This is a genomic window from Kluyvera fluvialis (genome assembly GCF_059725275.1).
Genome location: NZ_AP046142.1, coordinates 2,466,525 through 2,484,334, shown reverse-complemented (window position 1 = coordinate 2,484,334; position 17,810 = coordinate 2,466,525). Strand labels below are relative to the sequence as shown.

At 55.0% G+C, this 17,810-nt stretch carries 17 protein-coding genes; 4 read left to right on the top strand and 13 right to left on the bottom strand.

Features of this window, described 5'->3' with window-relative positions; translation table 11 throughout:
- Positions 1–16: 16 nt before the first annotated feature.
- From AC6I4B_RS11870 to AC6I4B_RS11860, 3 genes are read right to left on the bottom strand one after another with little or no spacing between them, the layout of a single operon-like run.
- Positions 17–196 carry a hypothetical protein gene (locus AC6I4B_RS11870; protein ID WP_497765324.1) on the bottom strand — a complete coding sequence of 60 codons (180 nt, stop codon included), beginning with the start codon at positions 194–196 and terminating at the stop codon, positions 17–19.
- Between the two features lie 7 nt (positions 197–203).
- On the bottom strand, positions 204–437 hold the full coding sequence (locus AC6I4B_RS11865) for a DUF2526 family protein (RefSeq protein WP_497765323.1): 234 nt from the start codon (positions 435–437) through the stop codon (positions 204–206).
- Between the two features lie 9 nt (positions 438–446).
- Positions 447–2,042 carry an ABC transporter substrate-binding protein gene (locus AC6I4B_RS11860; RefSeq protein ID WP_497771901.1) on the bottom strand — a complete coding sequence of 532 codons (1,596 nt, stop codon included), beginning with the start codon at positions 2,040–2,042 and terminating at the stop codon, positions 447–449.
- A gap of 255 nt (positions 2,043–2,297) precedes the next feature.
- Between AC6I4B_RS11860 and AC6I4B_RS11855 the strand changes: the two genes are divergently transcribed.
- From AC6I4B_RS11855 to AC6I4B_RS11840, 4 genes are all read left to right on the top strand, one after another.
- Positions 2,298–3,602, top strand: coding sequence for an SrfA family protein (locus tag AC6I4B_RS11855; protein ID WP_497771900.1), 1,305 nt, complete (start codon positions 2,298–2,300; stop codon positions 3,600–3,602).
- Positions 3,603–3,605: 3 nt separating this feature from the next.
- A complete protein-coding gene (locus tag AC6I4B_RS11850; protein WP_497771898.1) occupies positions 3,606–6,587 on the top strand; it encodes a virulence factor SrfB in 2,982 nt (993 codons plus the stop codon).
- Positions 6,584–8,707, top strand: a complete 2,124-nt coding sequence (locus AC6I4B_RS11845) for a virulence factor SrfC family protein (RefSeq protein WP_497771897.1) — start codon at positions 6,584–6,586, stop codon at positions 8,705–8,707. The genes AC6I4B_RS11850 and AC6I4B_RS11845 overlap by 4 nt, the downstream gene beginning before the upstream one ends.
- 131 nt (positions 8,708–8,838) lie before the next feature.
- On the top strand, positions 8,839–9,576 hold the full coding sequence (locus tag AC6I4B_RS11840) for a hypothetical protein (RefSeq protein WP_497771895.1): 738 nt from the start codon (positions 8,839–8,841) through the stop codon (positions 9,574–9,576).
- A gap of 246 nt (positions 9,577–9,822) precedes the next feature.
- Here the strand turns inward: AC6I4B_RS11840 and AC6I4B_RS11835 are convergent, their stop codons facing one another.
- The 10 genes from AC6I4B_RS11835 to AC6I4B_RS11790 all read right to left on the bottom strand — a co-directional run bounded on the left by AC6I4B_RS11835 (position 9,823) and on the right by AC6I4B_RS11790 (position 17,725).
- Entirely contained in the window at positions 9,823–10,365 is a 543-nt protein-coding gene (locus tag AC6I4B_RS11835; RefSeq protein ID WP_497771893.1) for a chorismate mutase, read from the bottom strand.
- Between the two features lie 398 nt (positions 10,366–10,763).
- On the bottom strand, positions 10,764–11,570 hold the full coding sequence (locus tag AC6I4B_RS11830) for a PhzF family phenazine biosynthesis protein (RefSeq protein ID WP_497771892.1): 807 nt from the start codon (positions 11,568–11,570) through the stop codon (positions 10,764–10,766).
- Positions 11,560–12,216, bottom strand: coding sequence for a helix-turn-helix transcriptional regulator (locus tag AC6I4B_RS11825; RefSeq protein ID WP_497771890.1), 657 nt, complete (start codon positions 12,214–12,216; stop codon positions 11,560–11,562). The genes AC6I4B_RS11830 and AC6I4B_RS11825 overlap by 11 nt, the downstream gene beginning before the upstream one ends.
- On the bottom strand, positions 12,213–12,578 hold the full coding sequence (locus tag AC6I4B_RS11820) for a RidA family protein (RefSeq protein ID WP_497771888.1): 366 nt from the start codon (positions 12,576–12,578) through the stop codon (positions 12,213–12,215). Before AC6I4B_RS11820 ends, AC6I4B_RS11825 begins: the two co-directional genes overlap by 4 nt.
- A gap of 89 nt (positions 12,579–12,667) precedes the next feature.
- Positions 12,668–13,051 (bottom strand): 4-carboxymuconolactone decarboxylase, encoded by a 384-nt coding sequence (pcaC, locus tag AC6I4B_RS11815; RefSeq protein ID WP_497771887.1) that lies wholly within the window; start codon positions 13,049–13,051, stop codon positions 12,668–12,670.
- Positions 13,041–13,805, bottom strand: a complete 765-nt coding sequence (gene pcaD / locus AC6I4B_RS11810) for a 3-oxoadipate enol-lactonase (RefSeq protein WP_497771885.1) — start codon at positions 13,803–13,805, stop codon at positions 13,041–13,043. The genes pcaC and pcaD overlap by 11 nt, the downstream gene beginning before the upstream one ends.
- Positions 13,783–15,147 carry a 3-carboxy-cis,cis-muconate cycloisomerase gene (locus AC6I4B_RS11805; RefSeq protein ID WP_497771884.1) on the bottom strand — a complete coding sequence of 455 codons (1,365 nt, stop codon included), beginning with the start codon at positions 15,145–15,147 and terminating at the stop codon, positions 13,783–13,785. The genes pcaD and AC6I4B_RS11805 overlap by 23 nt, the downstream gene beginning before the upstream one ends.
- A 9-nt stretch (positions 15,148–15,156) precedes the next feature.
- Complete coding sequence (gene pcaF, locus AC6I4B_RS11800) at positions 15,157–16,359, bottom strand: 3-oxoadipyl-CoA thiolase (protein WP_497772125.1); 1,203 nt, start codon at positions 16,357–16,359, stop codon at positions 15,157–15,159.
- A 9-nt stretch (positions 16,360–16,368) separates the two neighbouring features.
- The gene (locus tag AC6I4B_RS11795; protein ID WP_497771882.1) at positions 16,369–17,025 is read right to left on the bottom strand and encodes a 3-oxoacid CoA-transferase subunit B; all 657 of its coding nucleotides are present in this window, start codon (positions 17,023–17,025) and stop codon (positions 16,369–16,371) included.
- A 10-nt stretch (positions 17,026–17,035) separates the two neighbouring features.
- Positions 17,036–17,725 carry a 3-oxoacid CoA-transferase subunit A gene (locus tag AC6I4B_RS11790; protein WP_497771881.1) on the bottom strand — a complete coding sequence of 230 codons (690 nt, stop codon included), beginning with the start codon at positions 17,723–17,725 and terminating at the stop codon, positions 17,036–17,038.
- Between the last annotated feature and the right edge of the window lie 85 nt (positions 17,726–17,810).

Sequence of the window (17,810 nt, the reverse complement as noted above, 5' to 3'; positions counted from 1 at the left end):
GCTGCGCTTATCAGGCCTACGAGGGTTTGTACACCGCCATTTTTCGTTGTAGGCCGGATAAGGCGTAGCCGCCATCCGGCACGGCGAACGCCACCATTTTCCAGCGTAGGCCGGATAAGGCGTAGCCGCCATCCGGCACGGCGAACGTCACCATTTTCCAGCGTAGGCCGGATAAGGCGTAGCCGCCATCCGGCATTCAGGCGTTAGAGAATCTCCCCACCCTGAGTGAGCTGTTCCTTGCGCGCTTCTTCCTGTTCGCGATGGTGATGCCCATGATGCGAGATGGCGATACGCAGGCGTTGCTGTTGGCTGAAACGTTCTTCGCGGCTGAGCGATGCATCATCGCTCAGCTCTACCAGCAGCTCATTCATGTGCGTAATCACGTTCTCAGCAACTGCGGCATCAACGCGTGCAATGACCTCATCCAGATGTGACATATTCACTCCTTAATTAATTTTCACTTTCGAGAAATCACTCCCCATCAGGCTCACACTATAACCGCTGATATTGCTACGGGTCGCGTAGAAGGTTTTCCCGTTCGCCAGTGCAATCCACGGAGCCTGTTGGTAGTAAATTTCTTGCGCCTGGCCGTACAGCGCGGCTCGCTTCGCCGGATCGCTCACTACCAGGGCTTTTTTAACCAAACTATCATACTCTTTATTGCACCAACGCGCGGCATTAGAGCCGGTTTTGATACTGTCACAGCCCAGCAACGTGTTGGCAAAGTTGTCCGGGTCGCCGTTATCTGACATCCAACCATACAGCGCACTGTCGTGTTCGCCCTTGCGCAAATCAGAAAGGTATTCACCCCATTCATAGGTCACAATCTTCGCTTTGACGCCCACTTTCGCCCAGTCGTTCTGGATCATCTCAGCAATCCGCCGCGAGTTGGGGTTATACGGGCGCTGTACCGGCATCGACCACAGCGTCGTTGCAAAACCGTTTTCCAGCCCCGCTTGCTTCAGCAGCGCTTTGGCTTTTTCAGGATCAAAACGGTAATCCTTCAGATTTTTATCAAAGCCCAGCATATTGGGCGGAATCGGTGATTTTGCCACCGTACCGGAGCCCATAAAGACGGCATTTACAATCGCCTGCTTGTCGGTGGCGTAGTTCAGTGCCTGGCGCACCAGCGCGTTATCAAACGGTTTTTTCTCGGTGTTAAACGCCAGATAGCCCACGTTCAGCGCTTCCACCGAATGCAGGGTCAGGTCATTATTGCCTTTAATCAGCTCGAACTGAACGGGCGATGGCGCGGGAATAATCTGGCATTCGTTGGTTTGCAGCTTCGCCAGCCGCGTTTCCACGTTTGGCGTGATAGAGAAAATCAGATGTTTAGTCGGCACAGCGCCCTCCCAATAGTTCGGGTTGGCGAGGTAACGAATCTGTGAGTCCACTTTATACTGTTGCAGCACATACGGCCCAGTGCCAATCGGCCAGTTATCGACGTATTCCGGCGTGCCTTTTTTCATCATTGCATCGGCGTATTCAGCAGAAAGTATCGAGGCGAAATCCATCCCCCAGTCAGCAAGAAACGCGGCATTCGGCGTATTCAACACAAACTGCACGTGATAATCATCGACCTTTTTCACCGATTTAATCAGCTTATCCAGCCCAACATCGCTGAAGTATTCATAATTCCCCTGCGACACTTTATGGTACGGATGGTCTTTATCTTTCTGACGCAGCACGGAGAAAATCACGTCGTCGGCGTTAAAATCGCGCGTCGGCGTAAAGAATTTATTGCTGTTAAACTTCACGCCCTGACGCAGGGTAAAGGTATAGGTCAGGCCGTCTGGCGAAATAGTCCAGTCGGTCGCCAGCGAAGGCACTGGGGTATTTTTTACCGGGTCGAAGTTTATCAACCGGTTGTACAACACTTGTGAGCTGGCAACAAACGTCGGGCCGGAACTGGCAATTTGGGGGTTAAAAGACTCCGGTGAAGCCTCTGAGCAGTAAATGAGCGTGTCGTTGTTTGCCGCGAAGGCGCTTGCCGGTAATAGCGTGGTGAGTACCAGCGCGAGAAGCGTTTTCCCTGTGGTCATTGGTTATATACCTTTCAGTTTTATTATATGGCTGATTAATAACAGCACAGCACTTATTAACTGGCAAATAACCAATTTGACTCAGATTATGCAAAACGCCCTCTTTTTGCTGCTTTTTTCAGCGCAGAATCAGATTTAACTTAAGTTAGCTCATTCAATGCCCCGAGAATTACCCTATTTACCCCTCTCTTTCGCCGTTTGTTGCATTTTGCTTTGCGTAAAGTAATGCCGTGAAGAAGTCTATGGGACAGGAACGTGGCAAAAACTCTTTTACGCAGCGGAAGTCTTGATGATTTCCAGGCCGTGGGCGGCGGCGGGCAAACGGTATTTCATTGTGCATTGCAGGTACGCGAAACCCTGCGTTTACGTAAACACAACGCGCTGGCTGACTACCTGGCGATACCGCAGTTGAATGACGAAGGCGACCGGGTTGACTGGTATTCGCCGCTTAATGGCGTGGTCGTCAACTGGAAAGCGGCTGACGAAGAACAACGCACCCGCGCCCTGCACTATTTAGAAGGCTTGCAGGACAGCGCCCGAACGCTGAGCAAAAAGTGTCGGCAATCTGAAAAGACCGCACAGCAGTTGTTCGGCGCATTGCTGGAAAAAGCCTTGCAGTTCCCTGGTGAAAATCACCTGTTTTTGGTCGATGGTAAACCCGTTATCAGCTTCTGGGGGTTTGTAAACCTCAACGAAGGCGCACGCGAAGATGCGCTCGACTGCCTGCGTCACGTTGAACCGGTGGAACCAGAAGAACCGATGATCAGCGAAGTGCCTGAGGTTGAAGAAGATGATGCGACGGTGGTGAATTTCAGCGAAGCCGACGCGCCGCTGCTGGCTGCCGACGCACCACGGATAGATATCCAGGCGTTAGCGCCTGAAGTACCCGCTGCGCCTCAGCCGCCGTTGGTTATCGAAACGCCCGAGAAAACGCGCCGGGCATACTGGATGTGGAGCCTGCCGCTGGCAGCCGCCGTTGCGGCAGTGGCTATCGCTGTGCCATTAATGACGCCAGCCTCACAGGCCGAGTCTGAACCGGTCGCTCCGGTGACCACCATCAGCAAAGCGCCCGCAATGCCAGCGCTGATAAACACCCTGCCGCTGCATCATGCCAGCGTAACCGCGCCGGTCATCGTCGAGCCGGAAGCCAAACCGGTGGTGATTGCCGTTATCCCTAAAGATGCGCTGGTGATGGATGCCAGCCAGATGCGCGCGGGTAAAACCCATTTCCTCGACGGTAACTGGCGCATACATATGGACATCAGCGACGCCCACAGCGGCAAAGCCCCAAGCCTGCGCTATCAGATTCAGAACAATAAAGGCACTGCCCGCCTGGTGCGTGAAGGCAATATTGTGTGCCGCGCGGCGATTTTCTCTGGCCTGCATCAAAACGGCGAGCTGATGATCAAAAGCCGGGGTAATGCCCTGTGCAGCGATGGCGCGCGGTATCCGCTGCCGGAAATTAGCTGTAAACCTGGCGACAGCAACGTTGCCGTCTGTAGCGCACGATTCGATGCCAAAACCGTCGTGCCGCTAACCTTTAAAAAGACGGGAGCGTAAACCATGCTGGTTACTCTTTGCGATTACAAACAAAGCGTTACGCTGATTGCCAACAGCGGCGTACAGTTCCTCGACTTCGGCCTTAGCCCGCAAGAGTCGCTACAAAATGGCCGCTTCGTGCGCAAAACCGCCAACGGCCCGTTACTGCGCCTTAACTACGATGTCGTCAATCAACGCTACACGCTACCCGGTGAACCCGGCCGCGCGGCGGAAGTGGTTAAACCGGAGTCTACGCTCAACCTGAACCAGTCACTTACCCTGCTCGATGGTGTGTGGCTACCGCTGCCTTTTTTACGCTTTAACCCGCCGCGCACTTTTGTGGAAGGCCCGGATAACTGGGCGCGGGTGCAAATTCGTAAACTGGCGCAAGCCGACAGCGCAGGCAACACTCACCGCGTGACGCTGGCGTTCGATAGCCAGATTGGCGACGAGGCGGGAATGGCGTTATCGCCCGTCGCCAACGACCTACTGAACGGCACGCGTTTTGCGCTCGCCTGGCGCGACGATGAAATTGCCGACTTCCTCGACCAAACTTGGATTGACGGCTGGCTACGCGAAGTGTTCCAGCAGAGCGTTGCGCACCACGAAACCCGTAGCGAACGCGATGTGTCTCAGGCGTTGCGCTGCTTTGAATACCAGGGCCACTGGCTGAATATTCTGGCCTTGCTGGGCGAACAGCTTACCGTGCCGGAAATCAAAATGGTCACGGGTACACTCAGCACGCCCGCGATCCCAGTTGATTTGATTCTCGATGTCGGCAACACGCACACCTGCGGGGTGATTATCGAAGATCACGGTGACGCCAACGATGGCCTGCGCCAAACCGCCGAGCTACAGGTGCGCTCGCTGAGCGAGCCGCAATACCTCAACGCCCCGCTGTTTACCAGCCGAGTCGAGTTTTCAGAATCTCGCTTCGGCAAGCAGCATTTTTCGGTGGAAAGTGGCCGTGAAGACGCTTTTATCTGGCCGTCGCTGGTGCGCGTGGGCGACGAAGCCCGCAAACTGGCGATGCAACGCTTGGGCACTGAAGGCTATAGCGGTATTTCCAGCCCACGCCGCTATCTGTGGGATGAAACCCCCACCGTACAAGACTGGCGCTTTAGCCAGATGAACAGTAAAACCCAGCGCGAACCGCTGGCGACCGCCTTCCCGCTGATGAACCTGATGAATGACGAAGGCCAGCCGCTGTTTACCCTGCCGCCAGATGAGCGGATGCCGGTGTTTTCGCCGCAGTACAGCCGTAGCACACTGATGACCCATATGCTGTGTGAGCTGCTGGCACAGGCGCTGGGGCAAATTAACAGCGTCGCCACCCGTTTGCGTCTGGGCTTTCCGGCCTCGCCACGCCAGCTACGCACCTTGATCCTTACCCTGCCGTCAGCAATGCCGAAGCAAGAGCGGGAAATTTTCCGCCGCCGCATGTTTGAAGCCATTGCGCTGGTTTGGAAAGCTATGGGCTGGCATCCGCAGGATGACGACTTTGCCAACACGCGCCAGCCAGCACAAAGCGTTGTGCCTATTCCGCAAATTCATATGGAGTGGGATGAAGCAAGCTGCGGGCAACTGGTGTGGCTGTATAACGAGGCGATCTCTCATTTTTCCGGGCAAACCGAGGCGCTGTTTGCCGCAATGGCGCGCCCGGACAGGCCAGCGGAGCCCGGCGTTGGCGCGGGGCGTGCGCTACGCATTGCCTCGCTTGATCTCGGCGGCGGCACGACCGATATGGCGATCGCCCAATATCAGTTGGATGACGGCATTGGCGGTAACGTCAAAATCACGCCCCGGCTGCTGTTTCGCGAAGGCTTTAAGATAGCCGGTGACGACGTGCTGTTGGATATCATCCAGCGCTGCGTGCTGCCTGCGCTGCAAACTCAGTTGCAAAAATCCGGCGTGCCCGATGCCCCGGCGCTGATGGCAACGCTGTTTGGCGACTCCGGCCGTCTGGACACGCAGGCGGTATTGCGCCAGCAAACGACGCTTCAACTGTTTATGCCCATCGGTCACGCCATTCTTGCCGCGTGGGAGCAGTGCGATGTGCGTGATCCGCTGGCGGGGCTTCATGCCACTTTCGGCGAGTTATTGCCGCAGACGCCGACGCGCAATGTGATGAACTACGTAAGCCAGGCCATTGAGCACGCACTGCCAGCAGGCAGTGCGCCGTTCGACCTGCTCGCCGTGCCGATGGAAGTCACCTTTAGCCATCTGCAAGATGCGATGCTGGCGGGCGAGTTTACCCTCGCGGGGCCGCTGCACGCGCTGTGTGAAGCGATTTCGCACTATTCCTGCGATGTGCTGCTTGTCACCGGGCGTCCAGGCTGCCTGCCCGGCGTGCAGGCGTTAATTCGTTACCTGCAACCCGTGCCGGTTAACCGCATGGTGTGGCTGGATAAATATCACGTTCATGAATGGTATCCATTCAGCCAGCAAGGGCGCATTGGCAACCCGAAATCCACAGCGGCGGTGGGCGCGATGCTGTGCAGCCTGGCACTCAACCTGCGCCTGCCGCACTTTAACTTTAAAGCGGCGGATATCGGCGCGTACTCCACGGTGCGTTATCTCGGTGTGCTGGATAAAACCGTGAACACCCTGCGCGATGAGAATATCTGGTATCACAGCCTCGATCTCGATAAACCGGGCGCAAAACTTGACGCCCGCCTGCACTTCCCGCTGCGCGGTAATGTCACGCTAGGCTTCCGCCAACTGGCCAACACCCGCTGGCCAGCGACGCCGCTGTATACCCTGAGTATTAACTCGCCAGAACTGGCGAAAGCGATTGCTGGTGACGGCGTGCTTCAGGTGCGGCTTAAACTTGAGGGCGGCAGCAAACACGAAGCGCCGCACTCTTTTGTCCTCAGCGAGGCCTGGCTACAGGACGGCACACCGGTATCGCCGGATGCCCTCACCCTCAAGCTCAATACGTTGGCTGACCGCCGCCACAGCGGTAGCCATTACTGGATAGATAGCGGGAGCGTATTTCTCAAATGACCACTTTACCTGCGGTAATGGACTGGCTCGCCGCCACGCGACAAACGCATCCGGCGCTGGATGATGATGCCGATGCGCTGTTGATTCGCCTGTTGGCGCTGGATGCCCAGCAACAGGCGCACCGCGACACGCAACAATGCCGCGCCAGCATTGCGTTATTCGGCCATTCACAGGCCTCAAAAGCGCATTTATTGCGCACACTATGCGGCAGCGGCGATGGCCGCTTGTCTGTGCTGGCTGGGAGCAAAACGCTGGATTACTTCAGCCATATCAACCCAGGGCACAGTCTGACCCAAATGGCGCTGCGTTTTAGCCGCGAACAGCCCACGCCGGACGACGCCTTCCCGCTGCGCCTGCGGCTTATCAGCGAAGCCGAACTGGTACAACTGTTTATCGCCCATGCCTTCCAGCGTGGCGATGTTCGCCCACCGGACAGCGACGTTATCGCCACGCGGCTACGCGGCTGGCAAAGCCTACGGCAACCGCAGCTCGTGCCTGGTATTACGCCTGTGGAAATCGCGGCAATCGCCCGCTTCTGGCGTGACACGCTGCCGTCGTCGTATCAGCAAATTGATGATGGGTTGTGGTATCAGTTTGCACACCTGCTGCCGTCGTTGGATCTCACCGCCCGCGCCCGGGCGTGGTCGCTATTGTGGGGCGAGCAACACGAGATAACCCAGCAGTGGCTGGCGCTAGCGCATACGTTGCATCAGGCGGGGAATCGTCGGGAAGTAATGGCGCCACTGAGTCTGCTGGTCGATGCGTTTACCCTGCCGATGGACGCATTTCTAACCCCCGGCGGCGACAGCGACGATGCCGTGCTGGTGCATCCATTAACCGCCGAAGGCCAACAGAATGCGGTAAGTATTCCGGTGGCGACGCTGGCGCTGCTGTGCGTGGAACTGGTGCTCAGCGCCGAGCACGGAGTGCTGGATAACGTCGATATTATTGATATTCCGCTGCCGCCGATAACCGATGACTCACCGCTGTGGGCCTGTAAATGCCGCTGGTTACTTGATCATTATCGCCAACAGCGCCAGCCGGATATTCTGCTGGTCTGTAACGCAACGTCACAGCGGCGGGCGATTCCCTCGATGGCAAAAGCGCTGCTGCGCTGGGTGAATGAAACCCAACCGACGCAGGAGAATAAGCTGCCCGGGCTGGTCTGGGCGATTACGCCCGAAGATGACCGCTTTGTGCATCAGCGCCATTTTGATGAGGCCATTCAGCAGTTGGTGGGGAAACCGGGCCAACACTGGGGCACGCTACAAGCGCTGGATCACAGCAGTTTACAGCGCCTGATCGAGTGGTTATCGCAAGCCACGCAGCCCGATTTACGCCAGCGCCGCTTTAGTGCGATGGCAAGCCGTTATCAGCAACAACTCCGCGCGCTGTGCCAGCCGTTATTGGCTTCAACACAGCATGACGCCGCACAAGCACAAGCGATGATCCGCGAATTGCAGGGGCATGCATCTCGCCACGGCGAACTGCTGGAAAGCCTGCTTCCGGCTCACAGCGCCTTTGAGGCACTGTGCCAGGTGCAGCAACAGCGCGAGGAAAAAGTCAGCGGCCTGTTCAATGAAACGGTGGACTTATTCGCTGCCCCGCAAGCGCCGCAGCACAGCCCGTTATCGCAGCAGGATAGCGGTTCACAAGCCTATGCGCTGTGGTGCAAACACCTGCGCCAGTGGAGCCGCCAGCCGCATCCGCAGCTCACGCCCGCCACCCAGCAACAGCTTATGCTGTCGTTGCTTGCCGCAAGTCAGCAACAGGATTTAGCCCAGCAGCTTCGCCGCGTCAGCGCCGAACAGCAGGCAGGCGCCGCGCAGCTTCGGGCGACAATGGGAAACTTTATCAACTGGTTGGGTTATGCCGAGCAGCCCGTATCCCAACGCCCGGCAAGCCGTGTCGCGGAAGGCCTCGCGATTTTTGAGCAACCCGCCGCCAGCGCCGGTGAACGCCTGACACAGCTTGGCGAGCAGCCTGTCCATGCTGCAACACGCTACGTTTACGACTGGTTAGTGGCGCTGTACGCCCGGACGACCGACACCGGAAACGCCGTTAATCTGCTGCATTTAAGCGACGACGCCCAGCGCCAGTTGCGCGCATTGCTGCCGTAACCCTCAGTGCTCACAAGGATGTGAGCCACTTTCAAAAGCGAAAAAAAGGCGTGCAAAATCTGCATCATGAAATAGCCTAACCCCCGCTAACGACTACCTCTGACCTCTTCGTCATTTGAAGGATATAACGCATGAAAAACAAGCGCATAAACCTGCACAGAACACGTGTCAATTTTTACTTTAGGAATCATGTTTACCGGAGAAAATACACCGGAGAAACCATCAGTAGATTCAATATTTTTGCCACTTGCGCTCAAGTTTTATTAGCTCTGGCAACAATATATTTCACCTATACCATAAGTGAAAAACAGAATAGAATTTCAAAACTTGAATACGCCCCACTTTTCGTTTTAGATAAAGGACAACTATATACAAAAGACTATATTCCTACAGGATCTGAAAAAATCACCATCACAAATGAGGGGTATTCCGTTAACAATTACTCATCTGACGTCGAGAGTATATTAACGATATATTACTCCTTCGGGCACAAGGCTAACTCTTTGGTTTATAAGTTAGACTACTTTTCCGTCCAATCTCATAAGTCTGGAGGAGAGGGGGTTATGACAAGTGGCATCGGTGAAAACAACATAAGCAAACTCCTTGAGATAAAAAGAAAAACAAGACAAATACTGGAGAACCACCATCCAGACTATTTTAACTTCGAGCTGCATCATATCGCCAGAGTCAACTATACCGATATAGAGATGGACAAAGGAAACACCTATTTTTTTGATGCAAAGGCGATTAACAATGAAGAATACCTTGACGCTAAAAAATCCATTGTAAATAAAGAGCCAATTTCTCTCGGTCAACTGCAGCCAGAAATACTAGCCCAAAGAATTATAGAAAGTATGTTACCTCAATAACAGCATCAGGAATTAGTTCAACGGTGACGCTGAAAACCCAACCTCACGAACTGTTGTTTTAACATTGATTTTCTCCGGCGGTGTTGCACCGCTGGGAAACCTCCATTTCCCCTACTTATCAGCTCACATTAGCTGAAAATAAAAAAGCGGAGCTACAGCCTCCATAAAAGGAGGCTGATAGCATCAGTAAAATAAGAACTAGTAAAATAAGAAATAAATCGATCTCTTATGTTAATAATGTATAACCTATTTTTTCAAAGCAATTTGTTTCAACGAATACCACAGACGTTCTTTATCGCTATCTTTTAAGTGAGCCTGGTCAAGCCTTTTCATGAAAGCGGTTTTATCAGTAAAGCGATAATCCATGGCTAATTTCGTACTGACCTCAGTAAGAATGTTGGTGTTTAAGGCACTAACCTTTCTTCTTACTTCCTCCAGTGGCTCAGGCTGCCAGCCTTTTTCAGGTATAGATAACCATTCAGCACGATAGCGGTATTGAATTGCCTTGGCAGCATCCATTTGCGCCTGTATAAAAATTTTTACCGACTCACCATCTAATCCCAACTTTTCTGCTTCGAGCACTGTGCTTGATAATACTTTTGCTTCCTGAGTTAAATCCTCGATGGCAAGATGATTGTTCGCTTTGGCTCCTGCAACGTCCTTCATGTAAGACAAACGCTGATTAATCAATGACGCGACATCTTCATTTTGTGTTGGCACTGCCAGAGCTGTTGTAGAAAAAAATAGCCCCGCCAAAATAAGCAATTTTCCTGGTATCTTACTTGTCACTTAATATCCCTCTATTTTCAGTAAGCGGGTTAGCATATGTAATTAATGTCGAATTCCATACCTCGTTATTCCCCGTCACAATACGGCATAACCTATTGACCAGTCCAATAAATAACTGTTTTATGGTCGCCATCGGTACACAGCGCAGTTTGTGCCAATCCGCGCCGTGGTTTTACCGGCGCACAACACATATTGATAGTAAGTCGCAGATGTGGACGGGTCGTGATTCCCGTTGATGGTAGCGAGGCGCTGCCCTGTAGCATCAGTGGCATACAGAGCAGCGTAGACATGACCATATAAGGTATTTTACTTATCGGTTCTCCATTTATTTCATCAATAAAAAACCGAGAACCGATAATAATGGAGCTGAGTTTTATTTTATAATTAAGCGATCACGCTTACAGATAAAATTGCCCAGAAATCATCAGACGCGCCTTGCCATACAGCGACACTCGGCCTTCATCACCCAGGACACAACGCAGCGTACCTTTACGCGCACCGCCCTGCTGCGCCAACAGCGAGGTTTTACCTAAGCGTTGCGCCCAGAATGGCGCAAGCCAGGTGTGCGCCGAACCGGTCACCGGATCTTCATTCACCCCAACCTGTGGGCCAAACCAGCGTGAGACAAAATCGAATTCGTTATCTGCCGCCGTCACAATCACGCCGCGCGCTTTAAAGTGCTTCAGCAGGCTAAAATCTGGCGACAGTTTTTCGATAATCGCTTTGTCGTTTACCAGCACCACGATGTCGTCCGACAGCCAGAAACCTTCCACCCCTTCGGTGATACCCAGCGCATCCAGCAGCCCTTGCGGTTCGCTAATCGGGTACAGCGGCTTGGTTGGGAAATCCATGCACAGCTCGTCACCATCGCGCGTCACGGTCAGAAGGCCGCTACGGGTCGTGAAGCGCAGCGTTTTGCCAGGATAATCCAGTAAGTTAAACAGGACCCACGAGGTCGCAAGCGTCGCATGACCACAGAGGTCAACTTCAACACCAGGAGTAAACCAGCGCAGGTGGAAACCGCCTTCAATCGGCACGAAAAACGCGGTTTCAGAGAGGTTGTTTTCAATCGCAATCGCCTGTAGCACATGGTCTTCAGGCCATTCCGTCAACGGACAAACGCCCGCCGGATTACCGCCAAACGGCTGTGACGTAAACGCATCAACCTGATAGAACGGCAATGTGGTGGTTGAATTATTGTCCATTAATTTGATCCAGATAGTTATAGATGGTGTAGCGAGTCACGCCGAGTGCGTGGGCAATCTCGTTGACGCTACCTTTAATCTTGAAAATGCCCATTGCATGTAACTCAGTCACAACTCGCAGACGGAAGGCTTTCGGTGTTTCCGACGGTTCAGCTTCAAAACGTGCCAGTAATTCTTTAATCGACTGTTCCGGGAGTGAGCGCACCTCAGGCGTAGGCGTTTGGGTTGCCGACATGCCGGAGACCAGGTAATCCAGTTCACGGCGGAAACGAATGACGGGGTCCATATCGACGTTGATACAGAACGCGGCTATCGCTTTCCCTTGTTTATCGTAGTACAGCGTCGAGGCGCTGCTCAGCGGTTTGCCGCCACGAGTGTAGGAGTTATAGCCGCTATAAACTCGCGATGATAAAGGTTCCTGGCGCTCTTCAATAAGCCCTAAAAAACCGTCATCTTCTTCTGGCCCGCTGAGCAAGCCGTCACCTACCTGACGTCCGCTGACGTGGCCGTTGATAATGCCGACGACCGATGATTTTGGTTGAGTGAGGTCGTGTAATACGACTTCGGTATTTGCCGGTAAGGTGGCTTTTAATGCATCAAGCGATGCCGTCAGGGTCGCCAGGATCAGGTTAAGATCTTTTCTCATCGTGACGCCGCCTGGAATTCAATCTCAACGTCAAGATCGAATGCCAGTTTACTGGTCGTCACGCTGCGGCTTGGGAAACCTTCGGAAAACCATGTCCGCCAGGCCTGGTTAAACTCGGCAAAATGCGCCATATCGCTGAGCCATACCTGGGCGCGCACGACGTCACTCATCTCCAGGCCGCCGCGCGCCAGTGTTTCAGTCACTGACGTCATAATACGGTTTACCTGCTCGGTGATCGTGCCATGTAGCGGCTGTCCGTCTTGCGTCATAGAAACCTGCCCCGAAAGGAACAGGAAGCCGTTTGCCGCGACAGCATCAGAAAAGGGAAAAGGCTTATTGGTGGGATAACGGACGAGTGCCATCACAAAACTCCACAGTTCAAAGGGGTTTTGACGATAGCACCGCCCATTTTTCAATTCAACAAAATTATAAATTTCAACACATGTTGAAATTAGCCCGCATCGATTTCATCGAACACCTGTTGCGCCAGATGCATTGTGGCGTTTGCGGCCGGTAGCCCGCAGTACAACGCCGAATGCATGATAAGCTCCTTGAGTTCATCGCGAGTGACGCCGTTATTGAACGCGGCTCGCAAGTGCATTTTCAACTCAGCTTCGCGGTTCAGGGCAATCAACATCGCAATCGTAATCATACTGCGAGTGTGATGGTCGAGGCCGGGACGCGTCCAGGTTTCCCCCCATGCATAGCGGGTTATAAAGTTCTGAAACTCCTCGTTCAGCGGCGAGAGGTTTTCCAGCGAGCGGTCTACGTGAGCATCGCCCAGCACTTTACGTCGCGCCGCCAGCCCCTGCTGATAGCGGTCGTTATCGTCCATTGTCTCGCTCCAGAAAGGCAATCAGCGCCGCGCTAAACTCGTCGCTGTCTTCAATGTTGGATAAATGCGAGGCTTGCAGCTCAACCATAAACGCGCCCGAAATCTGCTGTTGCAGATAATCCGCATCGGCGATCGTCGTGACCGGGTCATGTACACCGGCGATGATCAGCAGCGGCAGCGAAATGGCAGCAATATCGGCGCGCAAGTCGGCAGCGGCTAGCGCGTCACAGCATTCGGCATAACCTTCGGCATTGGCGTTCGCCAGTTGGTGGCACAACGGTTCAACCACCGCCGGTTGATGCTGGCGGAAATGCGGAGTAAACCAGCGCTCGGCGGCTCCAGCGGCGACAACGCCCATGCCTTCGCTACGCACGGTACGCGCGCGTGATAACCACCCCGCCTGATCGCCAATTTTCGCCGCCGTGTTGGCAACCACAATGGCCTTAAAGCGTTCCGGGGCAAAGCGCGCCAACCAAAGCCCCGTCAGACCGCCCATTGAGATCCCGCAAAAATAGGCTTGCGCGATGTTGAGGTGGTCGAGAAGCGTAATGACGTCTTCGCCCAATTGTGACAACGTCACCTTTCCATGTTTGGTGGTTTGCCCATGGCCGTGGGTATCGTAGCGCAATACGCGGAAATGCTCGGTCAATGCGGGGATTTGAGCATCCCACATTGAGAGCGTTGTTCCTAGCGAGTTCGATAACACCAGCACCGGTGCATTTTCCGGGCCATCAAAGCGATAATGGATGTTCATGTCCCTGCTCCTGAAAGCGCGCCAGAACTTGACGCACATAGTTTTCCGTACTGCCGAGGGCATTCGCCGGGTTCAGCAGTTGGCTGAGTTGCGATGGAGAAAGATGCTGGCTTACCAGCGGGTCGTTTTCCAGCAACGGTTGTAGTGGGCAATCCTGTGCCATTGCCCGGTGGCAAATTTTCTCTATTCGATGATGCGCGTCGGCTTTGCCGATAAACGCTGCCAGCGCCTGAGTGACGGATTCCGCCATGATCAGGCCGTGGGTGATATCCAGGTTATCGCGCATTTGCTGAACGTTAACCTGCATTCCTGAAAGGAGATATTCGCTGTTTTCCAGCACTCCACCTGCCAGCATGATCAGTTCCGGCAGCGTTTCCCACTCGGCTTGCCAGCCCCCCAACGCACGTTCATGTTGTTGAATTTGGCTGGCGTACAGCGTTGCCATCAGCCCCGGTGTGCGCGCCACTGCCGCGAGAATCGCCGCACAGCTTACGGGGTTACGTTTGTGCGGCATGGCGGAAGAACCGCCGCGCCCTTCGGCAATCGGTTCGCTGACTTCGCCGACTTCCGTTTGCATCATCAGTGAAAAGTCGTTGGCGAATTTCCCCAACGTACCACAGACACCCGCATACCAGCCCGCGATTTCAATCACTCTATCGCGCTGGCTGTGCCACGGAGTATCCGGCAGATTCAGTTCCAGTGTATTTGCTAATTGTTGCGCCACCGCTGGCCCCTGCTCGCCCAGTGAGGCGAGCGTCCCCGCCGCGCCGCCAAATTGCAGCGCCAGCACGCGTGGGCGCAATTGCGTAAGGCGTTCTTGCCAGCGCAGAAGCGCGTCGAGCACGCCCGCCAGTTTCAGGCCAAAAGTGATCGGCAGCGCATGTTGCATCCAGGTGCGCCCGACCATCAGCGTCTGTTGATGGCGGGCGATTTGTTGAGCTAAAACCTGCATCAGGCGTTGAAGCCGCGTTTGTGTTTCGTCTAACGCCTGGCGCAGTTGCAGCACCATTCCGGTGTCGATAGCATCCTGGCTGGTCGCCCCCCAGTGGACGTAACGCGCGGCGTCTGCGTCCTCCGCTTTGACGCGCTGCGTCAGTTGTTTTACCAGCGGAATCGCCAGGTTTCCGGCATTGGCGGCTGCCGTTGATAAGGCGGTGAAATCGATCAGCTCGGCCCGACAAGCGGCGTGAATAGCCCCCACCGCACTTGCCGGTATTGCCCCGCACTGCGCCTGCGCGCTCGCCAGCGCCGCTTCAAAGTCCAACATGCCCCGCACGATTTGCTCATCGCTAAAAAAGCCCGTCAGTGCACGGGTACGCAATAGCGGGGTCAATAAACTCATTCCTGCTCCTTATACACGTTCAATAATCAGCGCAATCCCCTGACCGACACCGATACACATGGTGCACAGCGCATAGCGCCCACCGGTGCGGCGCAGCTGATAGGCCGCCGTCATCGCCAGCCGCCCACCGGATGCGCCGAGTGGATGGCCCAGCGCAATCGCCCCACCGTGCGGGTTCACATGCGCGGCGTCATCCGGCAGCCCTAAGTCTCGCAGTACCGCCAGCGCCTGGGCGGCAAAGGCTTCGTTCAGCTCGATAACGTCCATCTGCGAAAGCGTCAGGCCCGTTTGTGCCAGCACTTTACGCACCGCCGGAGCCGGGCCAAAACCCATAATGCGCGGCGCAACGCCTGCGCTAGCAATGCCCACTACGCGCGCCAGGGGCTGCAAATCATGTTGCACCATCGCCAGTTCGCTCGCTAACAGCAGCGCACACGCGCCATCGTTCACGCCGGATGCATTCCCGGCGGTGACTGAACCATCCGCGCGCACCACGCCTTTTAACTTTGCCAGCGCCTCTTGCGTGGTGCTGCGCGGGTGCTCATCGTGCGCAAAGCACAGCGGGTCGCCTTTGCGCTGTGGAACCCACACCGGCACTAATTCGTCATTAAAGATGCCGTTTGCCTGCGCCTCGGCGGTTCGCTGTTGGCTACGCAGTGCAAACGCATCCTGGTCTGCGCGTGAAATCGCGAACTCCATCGCGACGTTTTCCGCCGTTTCCGGCATGGAATCCACGCCATAACGCGCTTTCATTTGCGCGTTGATAAAGCGCCAGCCGATCGTGGTGTCTTCCATCTTCATGCTACGGCTAAAAGCGCTTTCCGCTTTGCCCATGACAAACGGCGCACGCGACATGCTTTCCACCCCACCGGCAATCATCAGTTGGGTTTCACCGCTTTTAATCGCCCTCGCCGCTATGCCAATAGCATCAAGGCTGGATCCGCACAAACGGTTAACGGTGCTCCCCGGGACACTCTCCGGCAGCCCCGCCAGCAGTAGCGCCATGCGCGCGACGTTGCGGTTATCTTCCCCCGCCTGATTAGCACAGCCGTAAATCACGTCATCAATACACGCGGGATCTAACCCGCGATTCCGCTCCAGCAAGGCTTTCAGCGGCAGCGCCGCTAAATCGTCGGCGCGTACTGATGCCAGCGTACCACCAAATCGACCAAAAGGTGTGCGGATGGCGTCGCAGATAAATGCTTGATTCATCATAATTCCTTAGGCGATTTCCGCGACGGTGTCGTAAGTCAGGGTAACTGGCGTAATCCGTTGTAATTCATCGAAAGATAGGCCGTTAACAATTTCACGCACTATCGGGCCTTGCGCGGTAATATCAATGACCGCCAGATCCGTATAGATGCGGCTAACGCAGCCCACGCCCGTTAGCGGGTAGGTGCAATATTCAACCAGCTTGCACTCGCCGTCGCGGGTTAGGTGCTCCATCATGACAAAGACCTGACGCGCGCCCACAGCTAAATCCATCGCGCCACCGACGGCGGGAATGGAATCCGGCGCGCCGGTGCTCCAGTTGGCCAGGTCGCCGGTGGCGGAAACTTGATAAGCGCCCAGCACACAGATGTCGAGGTGGCCGCCGCGCATCATGGCGAAGGAGTCGCCGTGATGGAAATAACAGCCGCCCTGTAGCAGCGTAACGTACTCTTTTCCGGCGTTAATCAGCTCCGGGTCTTCTTCGCCTGGCGCGGGTTTCGGCCCCATCCCCAGCAGGCCGTTTTCGCTGTGCAGAAAGACTTCTTTATCCGCTGGCAGGTAGTTAGCGATGCGAGTTGGCAGGCCGATACCGAGGTTTACGTATGCGCCTTCCGGGATATCCTGGGCTACCCGTTTTGCCATATCATCACGTGAAAGTTTTTGCATCGTCGGCTCCTTAGGCGCGCAGCGCCTGGGCGGTGAGAGATTCCAGAGAGAACACACGCTGAACGAAAATCCCTGGGGTGATGATATTTTCTGGATCCAGTTCACCCAGCGAGACTTGTTTCGACACTTCTACGATGGTGGTTTTCGCCGCCGTCGCCATGATAGGGCCAAAGTTACGTGCCGCTTTGCGGTACACCAGATTGCCCCAGCGGTCAGCCTGGTGGGCTTTGATCAGCGCGAAATCGGCTTTAATGGGATATTCCAGCACGTAGTGGCGGCCATCGATTTCCCGCGTTTCTTTGCCTTCCGCCAGCGGTGTGCCGTAGCTCGTTGGGGTGAAGATAGCACCCAGCCCCGCCCCGGCGGCCTGAATGCGTGCCGCCAGATTACCCTGAGGAACCAGCTCCAGCTCCACTTCACCGCGACGGTACAGGTCGTCAAAAATCTGCGAGTCAACCTGGCGTGGGAATGAGCAGATCATTTTGCGCACGCGTCCGGCTTTGAGCAGCGCCGCCAGGCCAATCTCGCCGTTACCGGCGTTGTTATTGATGATGGTCAGGTCGCGCGCGCCTTGCTCAATCAGGGCATCAATAAGCCACGTTGGCTGGCCAGCAGGCCCGAAACCGCCAATCATAATCGTCGCCCCATCGTTGATACCCGCGACGGCTTCCGCCAACGTTGACACACTTTTATCAATCATCAGGTTGCTCCTTAATGTGCGGTTATCGCACTTATATTCGTTGTTCGCACAAAATGTGACCCGCTTAACGATGTGGGTCAAGGGC